Source organism: Methylobacterium aquaticum (assembly GCF_001043915.1).
In the GTDB taxonomy this organism is placed as follows: Bacteria; Pseudomonadota; Alphaproteobacteria; order Rhizobiales; family Beijerinckiaceae; genus Methylobacterium; species Methylobacterium aquaticum.
The window spans coordinates 43,347-62,197 of sequence record NZ_LABX01000051.1 but is presented as its reverse complement, the minus strand read 5'-3'; the positions used below and the strand labels follow the sequence as shown (position 1 = coordinate 62,197).

Annotated in this window: 17 protein-coding genes; 15 read left to right on the top strand and 2 right to left on the bottom strand. The window is 70.6% G+C overall.

The window, feature by feature from the left end; all coding sequences use genetic code 11:
• Positions 1-285: 285 nt before the first annotated feature.
• Positions 286-867 (top strand): adenylyl-sulfate kinase, encoded by a 582-nt coding sequence (cysC, locus tag VP06_RS07455; protein ID WP_342586808.1) that lies wholly within the window; start codon positions 286-288, stop codon positions 865-867.
• Between the two features lie 102 nt (positions 868-969).
• On the top strand, positions 970-1,185 hold the full coding sequence (locus VP06_RS07450) for a hypothetical protein (protein WP_048463188.1): 216 nt from the start codon (positions 970-972) through the stop codon (positions 1,183-1,185).
• Positions 1,186-1,187: 2 nt separating this feature from the next.
• Here the strand turns inward: VP06_RS07450 and VP06_RS07445 are convergent, their stop codons facing one another.
• Positions 1,188-1,418 carry a hypothetical protein gene (locus VP06_RS07445; protein ID WP_048463187.1) on the bottom strand — a complete coding sequence of 77 codons (231 nt, stop codon included), beginning with the start codon at positions 1,416-1,418 and terminating at the stop codon, positions 1,188-1,190.
• Between the two features lie 351 nt (positions 1,419-1,769).
• Between VP06_RS07445 and VP06_RS07440 the strand changes: the two genes are divergently transcribed.
• From VP06_RS07440 to VP06_RS07410, 7 genes are all read left to right on the top strand, one after another.
• Entirely contained in the window at positions 1,770-3,272 is a 1,503-nt protein-coding gene (locus VP06_RS07440) for an ABC transporter substrate-binding protein (RefSeq protein ID WP_048463186.1), read from the top strand.
• A complete protein-coding gene (locus VP06_RS07435; protein WP_048463185.1) occupies positions 3,272-4,216 on the top strand; it encodes an ABC transporter permease in 945 nt (314 codons plus the stop codon). Before VP06_RS07440 ends, VP06_RS07435 begins: the two co-directional genes overlap by 1 nt.
• Positions 4,213-5,118, top strand: a complete 906-nt coding sequence (locus tag VP06_RS07430; RefSeq protein ID WP_048463184.1) for an ABC transporter permease — start codon at positions 4,213-4,215, stop codon at positions 5,116-5,118. Before VP06_RS07435 ends, VP06_RS07430 begins: the two co-directional genes overlap by 4 nt.
• Entirely contained in the window at positions 5,115-6,137 is a 1,023-nt protein-coding gene (locus VP06_RS07425; protein ID WP_048463183.1) for an ABC transporter ATP-binding protein, read from the top strand. The genes VP06_RS07430 and VP06_RS07425 overlap by 4 nt, the downstream gene beginning before the upstream one ends.
• On the top strand, positions 6,134-7,057 hold the full coding sequence (locus VP06_RS07420) for an ABC transporter ATP-binding protein (protein ID WP_048463182.1): 924 nt from the start codon (positions 6,134-6,136) through the stop codon (positions 7,055-7,057). The genes VP06_RS07425 and VP06_RS07420 overlap by 4 nt, the downstream gene beginning before the upstream one ends.
• Before the next feature lie 338 nt (positions 7,058-7,395).
• Complete coding sequence (locus tag VP06_RS07415) at positions 7,396-8,973, top strand: gamma-glutamyltransferase family protein (protein WP_048463181.1); 1,578 nt, start codon at positions 7,396-7,398, stop codon at positions 8,971-8,973.
• 7 nt (positions 8,974-8,980) lie between these two features.
• The gene (locus VP06_RS07410; protein ID WP_048463200.1) at positions 8,981-9,745 is read left to right on the top strand and encodes a 2-keto-4-pentenoate hydratase; all 765 of its coding nucleotides are present in this window, start codon (positions 8,981-8,983) and stop codon (positions 9,743-9,745) included.
• A gap of 45 nt (positions 9,746-9,790) precedes the next feature.
• On the opposite strand, the gene VP06_RS07405 is transcribed toward VP06_RS07410, so the two are convergent.
• Positions 9,791-12,184, bottom strand: a complete 2,394-nt coding sequence (locus VP06_RS07405) for an EAL domain-containing protein (protein ID WP_053081584.1) — start codon at positions 12,182-12,184, stop codon at positions 9,791-9,793.
• A gap of 350 nt (positions 12,185-12,534) precedes the next feature.
• Here VP06_RS07405 and VP06_RS07400 point away from each other — a divergent pair, with 350 nt between their 5' ends.
• From VP06_RS07400 to VP06_RS07375, 6 genes are all read left to right on the top strand, one after another.
• The gene (locus tag VP06_RS07400; protein WP_048463180.1) at positions 12,535-13,758 is read left to right on the top strand and encodes an ABC transporter substrate-binding protein; all 1,224 of its coding nucleotides are present in this window, start codon (positions 12,535-12,537) and stop codon (positions 13,756-13,758) included.
• A 5-nt stretch (positions 13,759-13,763) separates the two neighbouring features.
• The gene (locus tag VP06_RS07395) at positions 13,764-15,005 is read left to right on the top strand and encodes a cytochrome P450 (protein ID WP_048463198.1); all 1,242 of its coding nucleotides are present in this window, start codon (positions 13,764-13,766) and stop codon (positions 15,003-15,005) included.
• A 227-nt stretch (positions 15,006-15,232) separates the two neighbouring features.
• Positions 15,233-16,153, top strand: coding sequence for an aldo/keto reductase (locus VP06_RS07390; protein ID WP_048463179.1), 921 nt, complete (start codon positions 15,233-15,235; stop codon positions 16,151-16,153).
• Positions 16,143-16,856 carry an NADPH-dependent F420 reductase gene (locus tag VP06_RS07385; protein ID WP_048463178.1) on the top strand — a complete coding sequence of 238 codons (714 nt, stop codon included), beginning with the start codon at positions 16,143-16,145 and terminating at the stop codon, positions 16,854-16,856. Before VP06_RS07390 ends, VP06_RS07385 begins: the two co-directional genes overlap by 11 nt.
• Positions 16,853-18,184, top strand: coding sequence for an NTP/NDP exchange transporter (locus VP06_RS07380; RefSeq protein ID WP_048463177.1), 1,332 nt, complete (start codon positions 16,853-16,855; stop codon positions 18,182-18,184). Before VP06_RS07385 ends, VP06_RS07380 begins: the two co-directional genes overlap by 4 nt.
• Positions 18,177-18,830: a class II aldolase/adducin family protein gene (locus VP06_RS07375; RefSeq protein ID WP_048463176.1), complete on the top strand. Its 654-nt coding sequence runs from the start codon at positions 18,177-18,179 to the stop codon at positions 18,828-18,830. The genes VP06_RS07380 and VP06_RS07375 overlap by 8 nt, the downstream gene beginning before the upstream one ends.
• Positions 18,831-18,851 lie beyond the last annotated feature (21 nt).

Sequence of the window (18,851 nt, the reverse complement as noted above, 5' to 3'; positions counted from 1 at the left end):
CTCGAGGATCGACAGCGATGACGGCATGGGGCCTCGCAGAACGCCAAGCCACCGGTGAATCATGATCCTCCGCGTCGCGCAGCCCAAACCCGCACAAAGGCTGAAGCGATTGCCCTGGGTGAAGAGGGGGCACCGCTTGACGGGCGAGCGCAACTTCCGGTAGAAGGCGTCCTCATTCGCCAAATGGGCTAGGCCGCATGGCCCGCCGCATGGACTGCGAAGGTCGCCACCTGAATGAAGACCTCTGGTGATGCTGTGCCCTCGGAGTGGATCGTCGTCCAAGCCGTGTCCACGATCGGGAAGGGCGCGCGGGCGGAGCAGAAGGGTCAGAAGCCGCTGATCCTCTGGATGACCGGCCTGTCCGGCGCCGGCAAGTCGACCATCGCGAATCGGATCGAGGAGAAGCTGTGGCGGTGTGGCCATCACACCATGCTGCTCGACGGTGACAATCTGCGTTTCGGGCTCAACGGCGATCTCGCCTTCACGGACGCCGACAGGATCGAGAACATCCGGCGGACCTCGGAGGTCGCGCGGCTGATGCTGGAGGCGGGGCTGATCGTGATCTGCTCGCTGATCTCACCGTTCCGCCGCGAGCGGATGCTGGCGCGTCGGCTGGTCGGCGCGGACGAGTTCCTCGAGGTCTTCGTCGATGCGCCTCTCGACGTGTGCCAGCGGCGCGACCCCAAGGGGCTCTATGCCCGCGCGCTCGCCGGGGAGATCCCGAACTTCACCGGCATCTCCTCACCCTATGAGCGACCCGAAGCGCCCGAGATCCATCTGCGAACGGACATCGCCGACGTCGACGCCCTGGCGGACCAGGTTCTGGAGGAGTTGCGGCGCAGAGGTGCCACCACCTGCGGCGCGTGACCGCCCGCACCGCATGAGGCGGATGCGTGACAGACACTGGTCCCACCGGCAGCCCGTGGTTATGTTGCAGTGCAGCATATCGGGGCGGCGGAGCCGAGGGCGATGATCGAGCTGATAACCGTGGCAGAGGCGGCCGGTTTCACGGCAGGGTGCGTCGCCATCCATGCGGCCCGGAACTGGGCCGAGACCCTGACGCCGATCCTGGCCTATCTGGTCTTCGCCTTGGCCGTCTGCCTGCTGGTCGTCGCGGGCATCCAGCATGCGGCGGATCCGGACCAGCTCATGGCGATGATGACCCAGGCAATGGCGACCTACTGAGGTCACGCGGCCGGGGGCGTCGCTCCCGACGCCAGCTCGACCTTCGCCTCCTCGGCGCATTTGAGGCAGAGCTGGCGCTTGGCGAGCAGAGCGGCGACGGCATTCGCGCCCTCGAAGCTGACGACGTGACCGCATTCGAGCACGTTGAGCACCCGCTGATCGGGATCGTCGCGCTCGCCCGACGGATAGCAACGGATCGCCGTCACGCGGCGCATCGGGATCTCAGCCTGCATGGCGATGACCTGGAACCTCGTCTCGGGGCGACGGAGCCGCCGCGCCGCATCGACCCATACCGGGGTCGCGCCGGCTGCTCCATAGCACGGACGATGGCATGACGCATGGGGTCCCGGGCAAGGGCGCGGCCAGCGTCATGTCGCAGGCGCGGAACGGAGGCGGCGATCGGCGATCGAACCGCCTGGCTGCCCCGAGCATTGCGCCACCGCCCGAAGAGGGCGCAGAGTGGTGGCAAGGGTCCGGGCGCAACCTCGGGATGCCGTCTGGCACGGATGCTGCCTGCAAGCATGTTCCGGGCGCGAGGTTCAGAACGCTCCCGGTCGCACGACGATCCCCCAGAAGGAAGCGCGATGCCGCGTCTCTTCACCGCCTGCCTGCTCGCGGGCCTTGCCCTCACCACCCCGATGGCGGGAGGCGTTCAGGCCCAGACCCTGCGCTTCGGCCTGATGGAGGATCCGGACGCCCTCGATCCGACGCTCGCCCGCACCTTCGCCGGCCGGATGGTGTTCGCGGCGCTCTGCGACAAGCTGGTCGATATCGGACCCGACCTGAAGCCGGTGCCGCAGCTCGCCACCGAATGGGCCTGGTCGGACGACCGGAAGGCCCTGACTTTGCGCTTGCGGCCGGGCGTGCGCTTCCACGACGGCGAGCCGATGAACGCCCGGGCGGTGAAGCTCTCGCTGGAGCGCCACCTGACGATGCCCGGCTCGCAGCGCCGCGGCGAGATCGCGCCGATCGACACCGTCGAGGCGGTGGACGACCTCACCGTGCGGGTCAACCTGAAGACGCCGTTCGCGCCGCTGCTGGCGCAGTTCACCGACCGGGCCGGCATGATCGTCTCGCCCAAAGCCGCCGAGCGGCTGGGCGACAGGTTCGCCACCGCGCCGGTCTGCGCCGGGCCCTACAAGTTCGTCGAGCGGGTGCCGCAGGACCGCATCGTGGTCGAGAAGTTCGACGATTACTGGAACAAGGACGCGATCCAGATCCGGCGGATCGAGTTCCGGCCGATCCCCGACACCACCGTGCGGCTGACGAACCTGCGGGCCGGCCAGCTCGACCTGATCGAGCGGCTGGCTCCCACCGACCTGCCCCAGGTCAAGCGCGACCCGAAGCTGAAGGTGGGCCAAGCCTACGAGCTCGGCTTCTCGGGGATCGTGTTCAACACCGCCCGCGACGGATCGCCGGTGGCCGATCCGCGGGTGCGCGCCGCCTTCGAGGCCGCGATCGACCGCAACGCGATCACGCAGGTGGTGTATAACGGCGAGTACCTCGCCGGGAACCAGTGGGTCTCGCCCAGGAACCCGAATTACGTGGCGGACTACCCGGTGCCGAAGCGCGACGTCGCCAAGGCCAAGGCGCTCCTGAAGGAGGCCGGGATCGAGAAACCCGCGATCACCCTGATGGTCTACGCCAACAACGACGCGCCACAGGTCGGCCAGGTGATCCAGGCGATGACCCGCGAGGCCGGCTTCGAGGTGAAGCTCCAGGCCACCGACTTCACCACCTCCCTCGACCAGGCCGACAAGGGCAGTTTCGAAGCGTACCTCTACAACTGGAGCGGCCGGCCCGACCCTGACGGCAACACCTACAGCTTCCTCGCCTGCAAGACCCCGCTGAATTATTCGCGCTACTGCAACCAGGAGGCCGATTCGGCGATGAATGCCGAGCGGCTGACCACCGACCCCGCAGCCCGCAAGGCGGCGTGGAAGCGCCTGGCCGACCGGGTGCTCACCGACAAGCCGCTGGTCTACCTCTTTCACCGCCGGCTGCTCTGGGCCTATTCGCAGAGGCTCACCGGCTTCGGCGAGTATCCGGACGGGCTCGTGCGCTTCACCGGCCTGAAGCTCGACTGATGCTGCGTTTTCTCGCCCGGCGCCTGGCCCTGGCGGTTCCGACCCTGGTGCTGGCCTCGATGATCATCTTCGCCTTGCAGCAATTGCTGCCGGGCGACACCGCGACCGCACTCTCGGGCGAGGAGCGCGACCCGGAGGTGATCGCCTTCATCCGCGCCAAGTACCACCTCGACCGGCCGCTGCCGGTCCGCTACGCCTATTGGGCGGCCGGGGTCGTGCAGGGTGATCTGGGCGAGTCGATCCGGCTCCAGAAGCCGGTGATCGAACTCGTCCGCGAGAAGCTGCCGGTCACCCTCGAACTCGCCTGCCTGGCGATGCTGGTGGCGCTGGTGATCGGCGTGCCGATGGGCATCCTCTCGGCGGTCCGGCCCGGAACCTGGATCGACGGGCTCGCCAACGGGGTGGCGCTCTGGGGCCTGTCGGTGCCGAATTTCTGGCTCGGCATCCTGATGATCCTGCTGTTCTCGGTGCAGCTCGGCTGGCTGCCGGCCTCCGGCTACGTGCCGCCGGGCGAGAGCCTCTCCGAAAACCTGCGTTCGATGGCGATGCCGGCCTTCGTCCTCGGCAACGCCATCGCGGCGGTGATGATGCGCCACACGCGGGCGGCGATGCTCGGCGTGCTGCACTCCGACTACGTCCGTACCGCCCGGGCCAAGGGCGTGCCGACCGCCCGGGTGGTCTTGCGCCACGCGCTGCCCAATGCGGCGATCCCGATCATCACGCTGGGCGCCCTCGAATTCGGCCAGCTCCTCTCCGGCGCGGTGCTGACCGAGCAGGTGTTTTCGGTGCCCGGCTTCGGCAAGCTGATGGTGGATGCCGTGTTCAACCGCGACTTCGCCACCGTGCAGGGCGTCGTGATCTGCACCGCCACGACCTACATCCTGCTCAATCTCGCGGCCGATCTCGCCTCGGCGCTGGTCAACCCGAAGCTCAGGCGCGCATGAGCGAGGCGGATCTCTCCACCCCGGCGGCGGTCGCCGCACCCGTCGCCGCCCTGCCGCCGGAGCCGGGGGCGTTGCGCGCGTTCTGGCGCCGGTTCAGCCGCCGCCGCGGGGCGCTCGCCGGCCTCGTCATCGTGGTGCTGCTCGGGATTTTGGCGCTCGGCGCCGAGTGGATCGCGCCGTTCGATCCCACCGCCACCGATTGGGGCGCGGTGCGGGCGGCGCCCGACCCGACCCATCTCTTCGGCACCGACGAAGTCGGCCGCGACGTGCTCTCGCGCATCGTCTTCGGCACCCGCGCGTCCCTCGGCGCGGGCCTGACCTCGGTGGCGCTCGCGGTCGCGCTGGGGCTGCCGCTCGGGATGCTGGCGGGCTATGCCGGCGGCGTGGTCGACGGGGCGATCATGCGCCTCACCGACGCGCTGCTGGCGATTCCCTTCCTGATCCTCGCCATCGCGCTCGCGGCCTTCCTCGGCCCCAGCCTGACCAACGCCATGGTGGCGATCGGGCTCTCGGCGACCTCGATCTTCGTGCGGCTCACTCGCGCCCAGGTGCAGGCGGTGGCGGCGGAGGAGTTCGTCGAGGCGGCGCGTGCCATCGGCAACCCGCCCTGGCGGATCGCGCTCCGCCACATCCTGCCCAACATCGTGCCGGCGATCCTGGTCCAGGCCACCCTCACCATCGCGGCGGCGATCATCGCCGAGGCGAGCCTGTCCTTCCTGGGGCTCGGCCAGCAGCCGCCCGAACCGTCCTGGGGCTCGATGCTCAACACCGCCAAGAACTTCCTCGACCAGGCGCCCTGGATGGCGATCTGGCCCGGGGTCTCGATCTTCCTGGCCGTGCTCGCCTTCAACCTCGTCGGCGACGGGTTGCGCGACGCCCTCGATCCGCGGGAGCGGCGATGAGCGACTCCCCTCCCCTGCTGGATGTCCGCGACCTCGCGGTCGCCTTCGACACCGATGGCGGCACCGTCCGGGCGGTCAACGGCGTCGCTTACGGCTTGCGCGAGGGCGAGACCCTCGGGATCGTCGGCGAATCGGGGTCGGGCAAGAGCGTGCACGTGCTCGCCATGCTCGGGCTGGTGCCGCGCCCGCCGGGACGGATCACGGGCGGGCAGGTCCTCTTCCAGGGACGCGACCTGCTGGCCCTGCCGGAGCGCCACTTGCGCCGGGTGCGCGGCGCCGAGATCGGCATGGTGTTCCAGGACCCGATGAGTTCGCTCAACCCGGCGATGACGGTGGGCGCGCAGATCGCCGAGCCTTTGCGGCTGCATCGCGGCCTCGATGGCCGCTCCGCCCGGGCGCGGGCGCGCGACCTTCTCGACCTCGTGCGGATCCCCGATGCGGCCCGGCGCCTCGACCATTACCCGCACGAATTCTCCGGCGGCCAGCGCCAGCGGGTGATGATCGCGATCGGGCTCGCCTGCCGCCCGAAACTCCTGATCGCCGACGAGGCGACCACCGCCCTCGACGTCACCGTGCAGGCCGAGATCATCGCCCTGGTGCAGGACTTGAAGCGCGAGATCGGGATGGCGATCATCTGGATCACCCACGATCTCGGCGTGGTCGCGGGCATCGCCGATACGGTACAGGTGATGTATGCCGGGCGGATCGTCGAGCGCGGGCCGGTCGAGGCAGTGTTCTCCGATCCGCGCAACGCCTACACGCTGGGCCTGCTGCGCTCCCTGCCCGACCTCACCCGCGGCCGGGCCGGGCGTCGGCGCCTGCGCCAGATCGAGGGCAGCCCGCCCGACATGCGCTTTTCCCCGCCGGGCGATCCCTTCGCGCCCCGCAACCCCTTCGCCACGCCGCGCTGCCGCATCGAGGCGCCGCCGCTCGCGCAAGTGGCGGGCAGCGTGCCGGGCCATCTCGCGGCAGCCTGGTACGACCTGCCGGCCTTGCTGGCGCAGGGAGCCGGACGATGAGGCCGGTGAAGCCCGAGCCGCTGCTCTCGGTGAGGAATCTCGGCAAGCATTACCCGCGGCGTCACTGGTGGGGCGGCAAGGCGTCGGTCTTCCGGGCGGTGGAAGGCGTGAGCTTCGACATCGCGCCCGGAGAGACCCTGGGACTCGTCGGTGAATCCGGCTCCGGCAAGTCGACCATCGGCCGGGCGGTGACGATGCTGAACCCGCCGAGTACCGGGACCGTGGCGTTCGAGGGCACCGATCTCCGCCTGCTGCCGGCCCGGGAGATGCGGCGGATGCGCCGGCGCATCCAGATGATCTTCCAGGACCCTTATGCCGCCCTCAACCCGCGGATGAGCGCCGGGGCCTATGTGGCCGAGCCGTTCCGGCTGCATCAGCCGGAGATGGGGCGCGCGGAACGGCGCGACGCGGTGGCCGGCCTGTTTCAGCGGGTCGGGCTCGATCCGCGCTTCGCCGGGCGCTACCCGCACCAGTTCTCCGGCGGCCAGCGCCAGCGGCTCTGCATCGCCCGGGCGATCGCCCTGACACCGAGCTTCATCGTCGCCGACGAGCCGATCGCGGCCCTCGACGTGTCGATCCAGGCCCAGGTGGTCAACCTGTTGCAGGATTTGCAGGAGGAGCTGGGCCTGTCGTACCTCTTCATCTCCCACGACCTCAGGATGGTGCGCTACCTTTGCCACCGGGTCGCGGTCCTGCGGCGCGGCCGCATCGTGGAACTGGCCGACAGCGACACCCTGTACGAGGATCCGCGCCATCCCTACACGCGGGCGCTGCTCGGCGCCGTGCCGGTGCCGGATCCGGCGGCCGAGCGGGCCCGCCTGCGGGCGACGCGCGAGGCCCCGGCCGTCGCCATCCCGGAGGCCGGGGCGCTGGAAGAAATCGCCCCCGGGCATTGGGTGGCGCAGGCGGCTCATGTGTAAGCGCTTGCTTGGCGCGTCGCCCGATTTCATACCCGCTCCGTCATTCCGGGGCCGCGACAGCGGAGCCGGCCTGGCTGGGTGCCCACACCTCCTGCCCACGACCTCATCCTGAGATGTCGGTCCATCGGAGATGGACTGACCGCGACGGTGGCCTCCAGAAACCGCTGCGCTCTCGGGAGCCCTCCTTCGAGGCTGCTGCAAGCAGCAGCACGTCAGGATGAGGTCGCGGGCAGGATGAAGCGGGTGAACCGGATCGGGCCGTCTCGACGGTCCGGGGCCGACGCTGAGACCAACAGTTCCGTCGATCGAGGCGATCGACCAGTCAAGGAAACGTCACGGTGAGGGATTTCTCGAGGCCCGGGCGCTCGCCCGTCTACGCCGCCAACGCCGCCGTCGCGACGTCGCACCCGCTCTCGACGCTCGCCGCCATCGAGGTGCTGCGATCGGGCGGCAACGCGGTCGATGCGGGCATCGCCGCGGTGGCGGTGCAAGGCGTGGTCGATCCGCTGATGACCGGCATCGGCGGCGATTGCTTCGCCCTCTACGCGCCGAACGGCGCGGCGGCGCCGATCGCGCTCAACGGCTCCGGCCGCAGCCCGGCGGCGGCGCACGATGCCTGGTTCCTGGAGCGCGGCATCACCCTGACGCCGACCTCGCCCCATAGCGTCACGGTGCCGGGCGCGGTCGCCGCCTGGGCCAAGCTCCTGGAGGATCACGGCACCCGCAGCCTCGGCGAGCTGTTGCAGCCGGCGATCCGCTATGCGGAGGAGGGCTACCCGGTCCAGCCCCGCGTCGCCCTCGACTGGTCGCGCAGCGTCGCGCGGGTCGCCGGTGACCCGGCCTCGGCCGCGGCTTTCCTGATCGACGGGACGGCGCCCGGCGTCGGCACGATCATGCGCCACCCGACCCTCGCCGCCACGCTCCGGCGCATCGCGGAAGCCGGCCCGCGCGGCTTCTACGAGGGGCCGGTGGCCGAGGACATCGTGGCGCGCCTGCGCGCTCTCGGCGGCCTGCATACGCTCGACGACTTCGCCGCGGCGGCCCCCGAGATCGTCACCCCGGTGACCACCCGCTACCGCGGCTACGATGTCTACGAGTGCCCGCCGAGCGGCCAGGGCCTCGCGGTGCTGATGATGCTCAACGTGCTGTCACATGATGACATCGCGGCCCTCTCGGAGCTCGACCGGGTCCACCTTTTGGCCGAGGCGTGCAAGCAGGCCTATCACCACCGCGACGCGCTGTTCGCCGATCCGGTGCTGAACCGGGTGCCGGTGGAGCACCTGCTGTCGGAGGCGTGGCGGGCGAGCGCCCACGGGGCGATCGACATGGCCCGCGCCCAGGAGCCGGTGATCTGGCCCGAGCTCACTCACACGGACACGGTGTATCTCAGCATCGTCGACCGCGACGGCAACGCGCTCTCGCTGATCAACTCGATCTTCCAGGGCTTCGGCAGCGGCATCACCGCGCCGGCGAGCGGGGTCCTGCTGCACAATCGCGGCCTGTCCTTCCGCATCGATCCGGGCCACCCGAACACGATCGGACCGAGGAAGCGGCCGATGCACACCATCATCCCGGGCATGCTGATGCGCGACGGCGAGACGGTGGCGCCGTTCGGCGTGATGGGCGGGCATTACCAGGCGATGGGCCATGTCGAGTTGCTCACCGGCATCATCGACCGTGGCCTCGACGTGCAGGAGGCGCTCGATGCCCCCCGCAGCTTCGCCTATGGCGGCGGGATCGAGATGGAGCCGGGTTTTTCGGACGGCGTCGCCGCCGGGCTCCAGGCGCGCGGCCACCGCATCATCCCGGCCTCCGGCCCGATCGGCGGCGGCCAGATCATCTGGATCGACCGGCAGCGTGGCGTCCTCGCGGCGGGCTCGGACCCGCGCAAGGACGGCAGCGCGCTCGGCTATTGAGGTGACCATGCCTTTCGACATCGACGCCGCCGCGGCGGCGCTCCTCGACGCCCGCCGCTCGGGCACCCGCCTCGACGCCCTCCCCGACGGCGCCCGGCCGGGCAGCGAGGCGGACGCCTACGCGGTGCAGGACGCGGTCGCCGGCCGTCTCGGTCCGGTGGCCGGCTGGAAGGTCGGAGCGCCGAGCGCCACCGCCACCCCGGCCCGGGCGGCGCTCCACGCCGATACGATCTTCGACAGCGAGACAGGGATCTGCACCTTGCCGGCCTCGCTGTTCCACCTGATCGGAGCGGAGGCCGAGATCGCCTACCGCTTCGGCCGCGACCTCCCCCCGCAGGCCGGGCCCTACGACCGCGAGGCGGTGCTGGCGGCGGTGGCCACGATGCATCCGGCGATCGAGATCGCCGATACCCGCTTCACGGTCTTCGGTGCGGTCGATCCCCACAGCCAGCGCGCCGACCAGCAGAACCACGGCGTCCTGGTGCTCGGGCCCGGGCTGACCGAGTGGCGCCATCTCGACCCGGTGACCCAGCCGGTGCGGCTCACCCTCGACGGCACGGTTCTCCACGATCGCGTCGGCGGCAACTCGGCGGTCGATCCGGTGCGCCTGCTGGTCTGGCTCGCCAACGAGGGCGCCCGGTCGCTGGGCGGCCTCAAGGCCGGGCAGGTCGTCACCACCGGCTCCTGCACCGGCACGGATTTCGTGACGGCGCCGACCCGGATGGTGGCGGAATTCCCGGGACTGGGGAGCGTGGCGCTGGCGATTGACTGAAAAGGTCGGCGCGCTTTTCAGGGGCCGAGCCGGTCCCCGGGCCGATCACCCCACGCCCGCCGCCTGCATCCCGTCCAGCGGCACCGGCCGGCCGAACAGGTAGCCCTGGACCTCGGTGCAGCCCTCCTGCCGGACCGCCGCGAACTGGTCCTCGGTCTCGATGCCCTCGGCGGTGACGGTGGCACCGAGCTGGGCCGCGATGCCCACCACCGCGCGCACGATCGCCGCCGTATCGGGATCGGCGATGTCGGCGATGAAGGAGCGGTCGATCTTGATCGTGTCGAAGGGGAAGCGGCGCAGGTAGCTCAGGGACGAGTAGCCGGTGCCGAAATCGTCGAGGGCGATCCGCACCCCGAGGTGGCGCAGGGCCGGGAGCAGGTCGGCGGCCTCGCCGTCGATCAGCAGGCTCTCGGTGATCTCGATCTCGAGCCGGTCCGCGGCCAGGCCGGCTTCGCGCAAGGCGGACTGGATGGCGGCGGTGAGGGGCCCGTGCTTCACCTGCGCGGCCGAGACGTTGACGGCGACCCGGGGGCCGTCGGCCCAGCCGGCCGCGTCGCGGCAGGCTTGACGCAGGATCCAGGTGCCGAGGCGGTCGATCAGGCCGGTCTCCTCGGCGAGCGGGATGAAGGCCGCCGGGGGCACCAGGCCGCGGGTCGGGTGGCGCCAGCGCACCAGCGCCTCGTGGCAGACGACCCGCCGCTCCGCCGCCGTGACGATCGGCTGGTAATGCAGCTCGAACTCGCCGCGCTCCAGGCCGAGGCGCAGGTCGAGTTCGAGGCCGTGCTGCTCGGCCATCGCCGCATCCATGGCCGGGTCGTAGAGCCGGAAGGTGCTGCGGCCGGCGGCCTTGGCGCTGTAGAGCGCCCGGTCGGCCCGGGCCATCAGGGTGTCGGCATCGTGGCCGTCGGAGGGCGCGAGCACGACGCCGATGCTGACGCCGACATGCATCGGGCGGCCCGCGACGGTGACCGGCGCCTGCACCGCCTCGATCAGGCGGCTGGCGGCCCGCGACGCCGCCAGCGGATCGCCATCGTCGAGGAGAACCGCGAACTCGTCGCCGCCGAGCCGCGCGATGATGTCGTCGGGGCGGAGGACCGCCTGCATGCGCCGGGCGACCTCGCAGAGCAGGCTGTCACCGGCGGCATGGCCGAGGGTGTCGTTGACCACCTTGAACCGGTCGAGGTCGAGCCACAGGATCGCGCCGGCACCGGACCCGAGCAGGGCGTCGAGCCGCTCGCGGAACAGGGTGCGGTTCGGCAGGTCGGTGAGGGCGTCGTGGCGCGCCATGTGGGCGATGCGCCGCTCGGCCTCGCGCCGGGCGGTGATGTCCTCGACCTGGAGCAGGGTCAGGACCGGATCCGGCGGCAGATGCAGGCAGGTCGCCGAGATCCGGGCCCACATCGGGCTGCCATCCCGGCGGGCAAAGCGCATCTCGCGCACCGCCGGCCCGCGATCCCCCGCCGACAGAGCCAGCATCAGAACCTCCGCCAGCACGTCGGCATCCTCGGGCAGGACGAGGGCGGCGAGCGGCCGCCCGACGGGATCCGCCTCGTCCGGGAGGACGGACCGGAAGGCGCGGTTCGCCTCGACCAGCCGGCCCTCGGCATCGACCACCAGCATGCCGCCCGGCGCATGCTCGATGATGCCGCGGAAATGGCTCGCGCTGCGCAGCGCCTCCGCGCCGGCGGCGCGGAGCGCCGCCTGCTCGCGCTTGAGTGCGCTGATGTCGAAGTGGAACCCGGTGCGCGCCCCGCTCTCGCGCACCCGCTCGATCACCCGGATCCAGCGCTCGCCCGGCAGCGGCACCTCGAACGGCGCTCCCGTGAAACGCTGGGATTCGCGCAAGCGCGGCAGGAGCTGGTCCGGCGCGGCCTCGCCGGATTCCTGCCAGGCCCGGGTGACCACGGCTTCGAGAGTCAGGCCCGCGACCTCGCCGGAGGACAGGCCGTAGAGCTGGCCGAACTGCCAGTTGGCCGAGACGATGCGCCCGTCGGCATTCGCCGCCGCGATGCCGTCCGGCGCTCCGTGGCCGGGCTCCGCCGGCGCGGCCTGGGCAGACGACCCGACCTTCCGGGTGATCTGACGCCACAGCCGCAGCCGGCCGAGGCCCGGGATGGTCTGGGTCGAGACCTGAAGCCAGGTGCCGCGATGCTCGAACTCGAACGGCCGGGTCTGGGCCTGGTGGCGGGCGATCCCGCTCGCGATGTATTCCTCGACGTAACGGAACTCATCGGAAGTCAGGCGGGTTCGATAGAACCGCCGCAGGTTCTCCCTGTAATGCTCGCCGACATGGACGAATCCGTCATGCTCGGGAAACATATAGAGAAAGGTCTGGTTCCAGGCGAGGGTCCGATCGTCGGCGTCGAACACGCAGAGGCCGATGTCGAGACCATCGAGAAGGTCGGCAAGGAGGCTGAGGCTCGGCTTGGGCTTCAGCATGCGGGCGACCTCAATGGCTCTCTCGGCGTCGGCACCGGCTCACACGACCGGCATGGCGGGACCCTGCGGCAACGGCGAAGCGTAACTTGCCTCTCGCTCCTCCCCAAGTGCCACGAACAGATTGACGTCGTCCTTACATCGGCTTTCTCCACCGGGCGAGACACAAAGGTCGGAAAGCGCTCTTGCGACGGCAGGAAGAACGAATTTCGCGCCGAGACCCTGGCGGGAAGCCCAGCCGCGAATCCCGCGATGTTCCCCTTGCCAGCCCGGCGCGGATCGGTTGTGAAGGCTGAAGCGACGACAGGGCGACCACGCGCGGGAACGACGCGGGCGCCGGGAGGAACCGACCGATGACCCGTTTCACCACCCGCCTGTGCGGGGCCGTCCTGATGCTCGCGGCTCTCGCGGGTCCGCTGGCAGGCCCGGCCGCGGCGCAGATCTCCGACGATCTGGTGCGGATCGGCGTGCTGACCGACCTCTCGGGTCCCTATGCCGATAGCGGCGGGCGCGGCTCGGTGGCCGCCGCCGAGATGGCGGCGAAGGATTTCGGCGGCTCGGTCCGGGGCAAGCCGATCGAGATCGTCTCGGCCGACCACCAGAACAAGCCGGACGTGGCCTCCAGCATCGCCCGGCGCTGGTACGACGTCGACCGGGTCGATGCCATCGTCGACCTGCCGGTGACGGCGATCGCGCTGGCCGTCCAGGCGGTCGCCAAGGAGAAGAACCGCACGGTGATGATCACCGCGGCGGCGACCTCCGATCTCACCGCCAAGACCTGCTCCCCGGTCAGCTCGCACTGGACCGACGACACCCACGCGCTCACCGCCGGCACGGCCCGGGCGGTGTTCGAGCGCGGCGGAAAGTCCTGGTACTTCATTACCGTCGACCACGCCTTCGGCCATGCGTTGCAGAAGGAGGCGACCCAGGTCGTCGAGTCGCTGGGCGGCAAGGTGGTGGGCACCTCGCGCCACCCGATCAACACCGCCGACTACTCGTCCTTCCTGCTCCAGGCGCAAAGCTCGGGGGCGGACGTGGTCGCCTTCGCCAGCGTCGGCGACGACTTCACCAAGGCGGTCAAGCAGGCGGACGAGTTCGGCCTGACCAATGGTCGCCAGACACTGACGGGCTTCCTCGTCTACGTCACCGACATCAAGGGCCTCGGCCTGCCGGTGGCCCACGGCCTGACCTTCTCGGAAGCCTTCTACTGGGATCAGAACGACGCCTCCCGCGCCTTCGCCAAACGCTTCCAGGAGCGCACCGGCGCGATGCCGACGAAGAACCAGGCGCTGATCTACACGGCCGTCAGCCATTACCTGAAGGCGGTCGATCAGGCCGGCACCGACGAGGCGGTCGCCGCCAACGCGGCCATGCGGGCCCTGCCGGTGGCGTTCTTCGACCACCCCGCCACCTTGCGGGCCGACGGGCGCCTCCTCTACGACCCCGTGCTCTACCGGGCGAAGGAGCCTGCCGCCTCCAAGGGCCCCTGGGACCTCTACGAGGTCCTGCGCACCATCCCGAAGGACGAGGCGTTCCTGCCGATGAACCCGGCCTGCGCCCCGAAGGAGCGCGGGTGACCCCGATGAGCGACCCCGCCCTCGCCGAGGGGTTCGATCTGCGGCGCCTGCCGGAGGGGTTCATCGCGAACCCCTACCCGGTCTATGCGGCGCTCCGCGAGCACGCCCCGGTCCACCCACTCGGCGACGGGCAGATCCTGCTCACCCGCTACGCCGACCTGGAGCGGGTCTACAAGGACGCGGCGACCTTCAGCTCGGACAAGACCGTCGAGTTCGGCGCCAAGTTCAACGGTCCTGAGTTCCGGGCGGAGGCGGAGCCTTCCCCGCTCTACCGCCACCACACCACGAGCCTCGTCTTCAACGATCCGCCCCGCCACACCCGGGTCCGGCGCATCATCGCGGGCGCGCTCACGCCCCGGGCCGTCACCGCGATGGAGGCCGGCATCGTCGCGCTGGTGGATGGTCTTCTCGACGCCGCGGAAGCGCGGGGCCGGATCGACCTGATCGAGGACTTCGCCGCGGCGATCCCCGTCGAGGTGATCGGCACCCTGCTCGGCGTCCCGCGGGACGAGCGCGGGCCGCTGCGCGACTGGTCGCTGGCGATCCTCGGCGCCCTCGAACCCGTGCTGTCGCGGCAGGTCGAGGCCGCCGGCAACCGGGCGGTGACCGAATTTCTGGCCTATCTCGACCGCCTCGTCGCGGAGCGCCGCCGTCATCCGGGCGATCCGGACAAGGACATCCTCACCCGCCTGATCCAGGGCGAGGTCGGCGGCGAGCGGCTCTCGCCCGAGGAATTGCATCAGAACTGCATCTTCATCCTCAATGCCGGGCACGAGACCACCACCAACCTGATCGGCAACGGACTGCATCTGCTGACCGAGCATCCGGACGCGCGGGCGTGGCTCCTCGCCGAGCCGGACCTGATGCGCAAGGGCGTGGAGGAGATCTTGCGCTTCGAGAGTTCGAACCAGCTCGGCAACCGCGTCGCCGCGGCGGATTTCGCGATCGACGGACGCGCCTTCCCGGCCGGCACCCAGATCACGCTCGGCATCGGCGCCGCCAACCGCGACCCCGCACAGTTCTCCGACCCCGACGCCTTTGACGTCACCCGCGACCCCAACCGCCACCTCGCCTTCGCCAGCGGCATCCACCAATGCGTCGGCATGGCGGTGGCCCGGCTGGAGGGCCGGATCGCGCTGTCGCGCTTCCTTGCCCGCTTCCCGGATTACCGCCTCGACGGGGTGCCGGAGCGCTCGCAGCGGGTGCGCTTCCGCGGCTTCCTGCGCCTGCCGGCGCGGGTGGGGTGAAATCCCGTCTTTGATCGGCCGGCACCGCTCATTCCCATCGGTGACCTCATCCTGAGGTCGAGGGTGGGAGCGAGGCGATCCTCGCGATGTCGCTCCCGCCACGCGGGGACGCTCCGCGCGCCATCCCCAACTGCTTTCCCTCAAGTTCTTGTGTGCGGGCCGGGCGTGGGCAGGACTCCCCCCGCGCCCTACTCTCCCCCCAACGACGAGTTGCAAAGGAAGCCCGCATGACGCTCCACCGCCGCGCCGTGCTGGCCGGCTCCTTCGCGTGTTCCCTGGCGGCCGGCCTCCTACCCGGCCGGCTCGTGGCGCAGGGCGATGGCCTGATCCGCCGCCCGATCCCCTCCACCGGCGAGACGGTGCCGGCAATCGGCATCGGCACCTCGCGGCGCTACGACGTGGCGCCGGATTCGGACGCGATGACGCCGTTGCGCGAGACCGTGGCGAAGTTCGTCGCCTTGGGCGGCACCGTGATCGACACCGCGCCGGATTACGGCCGGGCCGAGGAGGTGCTGGGCCGGATCCTCGCCGAGACAAAGCTTCGCGACAAGGTCTTCCTGTGCAGCAAGGTGGCGGCGCGCGGGCGCGAGGCGGGGCTGGCGCAGATCGAGCAGTCGTTCCGCCGCCTCGGCACCGACCGGATCGACCTGATCGCGGTCCACAACCTGATCGACCCGCAGGCGCAGCTGCCGCTCCTGCGCGAACTGAAGGAGAGGAAGCGCATCCGCTATCTCGGCGCCACCACCTGGGCCGAGACGCAGTACGGCGACCTCGAAGCCCTGATGACGTCGGACACGCTCGACGTGATCCAGGTCAATTACGCCGTCGATGCCCGCCAGGCCGCCGCACGCATCCTGCCTCTCGCGCGTGACCGCGGCATCGCCGTGATGGTCAACGTGCCGTTCGGGCGCGAGCGGCTGTTCAACCTGGTGCGCGGCCGCGAGCTGCCACCCTGGGCCGCCGAGTTCGAGTGTGCGAGCTGGCCGCAATTCTTTCTCAAATACGTCCTGTCGCACGAGGCGGTGACCTGCCCGGTGCCGGGCACGGCGCAGGTCCGCTACGCCGAGGACAATCTCGGCGCTGCCCGCGGCCGCCTGCCGGACGCCGCGACCCGCCGCAAGATGGAGGAGTTCATCGATGGCCTGTGACCGCCGCACGCTGCTGCTCGCCGGGGCGCTTTCCTGGGCACTCGCCGCAGCCCCCACCGTCGCGCAGGATGCCAAGACACCGATCGCGGTGATTGGCGGCGGCAATATCGGCGGCACCATCGGGGGCCTGTGGGTCAAGGCCGGCCATCCGGTGATGTTCGCCTCACGCCACCCGGAGGATCTGAAGCCCCTCGTCGAGACGCTCGGGCCGCTCGCCAAGGCCGGCACGGTCGAGCAGGCCCTCGCCTTCGGCGACGCGGTGCTGATCGCGGTGCCGTACCGGGCCTATCCGGAACTGGGCAAGACCTATGGCAGCCTCCTGAAGGGCAAGGTCGTGCTGGATGCCGGCAACGCCACGAAGGCGCGCGACGGTGATCTCGCGGCGGAGGCCGAGAGCGCCGGCATCGGCGCCACCTCGGCCAAGTACCTGCCCGGCGCGCGGCTGGTGCGGGCCTTCAACGCGGCGAACTACAAGCTCTTCGCCCAGAATGCCCATCGCAGCGGGCCCGCGATGGCGGTGCCGATCGCCGGCGACGACAAGCAGGCGCTCGGCGTCGCGTCGACCCTGGTGCGCGATGCCGGCTTCGAGCCGGTGGTGGTCGGCGGCCTCGACGCGGCAAGGACATTCCAGATGGGCAGCCCGGGCTTCGGCCACGACGCCACGGCGCAGGACGCCCGCAAGGCTTTCGGGGTCACCGAATGACCCCTGACGCCGCGCAGGCGGCGCAGGCCGGCGTGAAAGTGCCGGCTTGGCTCCGGCGCCTGACCGACGTGCGGCCGGAGGAGGTGCCGGCCCTCGGCTGGGCCTGGCTCTACATCTTCGCGCTGCTCTCGTCCTACTACGTGATGCGGCCGATCCGCGACCAGATGGGGCTGGCCGGCGGGCTCGAGAACCTGCCCTGGCTGTTCACCGCCACCCTCATCGGCATGCTGGTGCTCAACGTGCCGTTCGGCTGGCTGGTGCGACAATTGCCGCGGGCCCGCTTCATCCCGATCACCTACCGCTTCTTCGCCGCCAACATCCTGGTCTTCGCCGTGGTGCTGTATCGCAGCGGACCCGACGAGGCGGTGTGGATCGGCCGGGTGTTCTTCGTCTGGCTGTCGATCTTCAACCTGTTCGTGGTCTCGATCTTCTGGGCGACGATCGTCGACGTGTTCAACACCGAGCAGGGCAAGAGGCTGTTCGGCTTCATCGCGGCGGGCGCGACGCTCGGCGCCATCACCGGCTCGGCCGTCACCGCCGTGCTGGCGCGGGACGTGCCGATTCCCTTCCTGCTGCTCGCCGCCGCCGCCCTCCTCGAAGTGGCGGTCATCAGCCTGCGGGGCCTGTCGCGGATCTCCGACGCCCTGTCGCGCGAGCCGGGAGCGGCCGCTCAGGCGATCGGCGGCAGCCCGTTCGCCGGGATCAGCCGGGTGCTCGGCTCGCCCTACCTGCTCGGCATCTGCCTGTTCCTGCTCCTGTTCTCGATCACCTCGACCTTCCTCTACTTCGAGCAGGCCGGCATCGCGAAGCGCAGCTTCCCGGATCGCGGCTCGCAGACGGCGTTCTTCGCCAGCGTCGACCTCGCGGTGAACGTGCTGACGCTCGGCATCCAGCTCTTCCTCACCGGGCGGATCGTCAGGCGCCTCGGCGTCGGGCTCACCCTGGCGATCCTGCCCCTCGTCAGCGCGCTCGGCTTCGGGCTGCTCGCGGTGGCGCCCACCATCGCCAGCGTGGTGGTGTTCGGCGTGCTGCGCCGGGCCGGCAACTTCGCCATCGCCCGGCCGGTGCGCGAGGTGCTGTTTACCGTGCTGCCGCGAGAGGACCGCTACAAGGCCAAAGCCTTCATCGACACGGTGGTGTACCGCCTCGGCGACCAGGTCGGCGCTTGGTCCTACGGGCTCGTGGGGTGGCTGGGGATGAGCGCCACCGCCCTGTCGGTCCTGGCGGTGCCGCTGTCGCTGGCCTGGCTCGTCAACGGCCTCTGGCTCGGGCGGCGGCAAGACTCTATGGCTGACGCCAGGGAGAGACAGGAGGCGGGGAATGGCTGACACCGAAGCGACGTTGCGCGCCGGCATCGTCGCGACCTGCCGCAGCATGGCGGATCAGGGCCTGAACCAGGGCACGGCCGGCAACGTCTCGGCGCGGTTCGGCGACGGCCTGCTCATCACCCCGTCGGGGCTGCCCTACGAGGAGATGACGCCCGACGACATCGTGCCGATGACGATGGACGGCCGGGCCGACCATCCCCTCGCGCCCTCCTCCGAGTGGCGCTTCCACCGCGACATCCTGCGGGCCCGCCCCGACGTCTCGGCCATCGTTCATGCCCACCCGACCTACTGCACCGCCTTCGCGATGTGCCGGAAGGACATCCCGGCGGCCCATTACATGATCGCCGCCGCCGGCGGGCCGACCGTGCGCTGCGGCGGCTACGCGCTGTTCGGCACCGAGGAACTGTCGCAGCGGGCGCTGGAGGCGCTTCAGGACCGCACCTGCTGCCTGCTCGCCAATCACGGCATGATCGCCACCGGCCCGACCCTCGCCAAGGCGCTGTGGCTCGCCGTGGAGCTGGAAACCCTGTGCCGGCAATATGCCGTGGCGCTCCAGGTCGGCCGGCCGCACATTCTGAGCGAGGCCGAGGTGGCGGAGGCGATGGAGCGGTTCAAGTCCTACGGGCCGCGGCCGAAGGCGGGGTGAGCCGGCGCGCGTGACGCGCCG

What these genes read in the sequence shown, in the direction of transcription:
- VP06_RS07425 (WP_048463183.1), top strand. Translation starts at nt 5,115, where the DNA reads ATGAGCGACTCCCCTCCCCTGCTGGATGTCCGCGACCTCGCGGTCGCC.
- VP06_RS07450 (WP_048463188.1), top strand. Translation starts at nt 970, where the DNA reads ATGATCGAGCTGATAACCGTGGCAGAGGCGGCCGGTTTCACGGCAGGG.
- VP06_RS07420 (WP_048463182.1), top strand. Translation starts at nt 6,134, where the DNA reads ATGAGGCCGGTGAAGCCCGAGCCGCTGCTCTCGGTGAGGAATCTCGGC.
- VP06_RS07390 (WP_048463179.1), top strand. Translation starts at nt 15,233, where the DNA reads ATGACGCTCCACCGCCGCGCCGTGCTGGCCGGCTCCTTCGCGTGTTCC.
- VP06_RS07395 (WP_048463198.1), top strand. Translation starts at nt 13,764, where the DNA reads ATGAGCGACCCCGCCCTCGCCGAGGGGTTCGATCTGCGGCGCCTGCCG.
- VP06_RS07435 (WP_048463185.1), top strand. Translation starts at nt 3,272, where the DNA reads ATGCTGCGTTTTCTCGCCCGGCGCCTGGCCCTGGCGGTTCCGACCCTG.
- VP06_RS07410 (WP_048463200.1), top strand. Translation starts at nt 8,981, where the DNA reads ATGCCTTTCGACATCGACGCCGCCGCGGCGGCGCTCCTCGACGCCCGC.
- VP06_RS07380 (WP_048463177.1), top strand. Translation starts at nt 16,853, where the DNA reads ATGACCCCTGACGCCGCGCAGGCGGCGCAGGCCGGCGTGAAAGTGCCG.
- VP06_RS07405 (WP_053081584.1), bottom strand. Translation starts at nt 12,184, where the DNA reads ATGCTGAAGCCCAAGCCGAGCCTCAGCCTCCTTGCCGACCTTCTCGAT.
- VP06_RS07445 (WP_048463187.1), bottom strand. Translation starts at nt 1,418, where the DNA reads ATGCAGGCTGAGATCCCGATGCGCCGCGTGACGGCGATCCGTTGCTAT.
- VP06_RS07400 (WP_048463180.1), top strand. Translation starts at nt 12,535, where the DNA reads ATGACCCGTTTCACCACCCGCCTGTGCGGGGCCGTCCTGATGCTCGCG.
- VP06_RS07375 (WP_048463176.1), top strand. Translation starts at nt 18,177, where the DNA reads ATGGCTGACACCGAAGCGACGTTGCGCGCCGGCATCGTCGCGACCTGC.
- VP06_RS07440 (WP_048463186.1), top strand. Translation starts at nt 1,770, where the DNA reads ATGCCGCGTCTCTTCACCGCCTGCCTGCTCGCGGGCCTTGCCCTCACC.
- VP06_RS07430 (WP_048463184.1), top strand. Translation starts at nt 4,213, where the DNA reads ATGAGCGAGGCGGATCTCTCCACCCCGGCGGCGGTCGCCGCACCCGTC.
- VP06_RS07385 (WP_048463178.1), top strand. Translation starts at nt 16,143, where the DNA reads ATGGCCTGTGACCGCCGCACGCTGCTGCTCGCCGGGGCGCTTTCCTGG.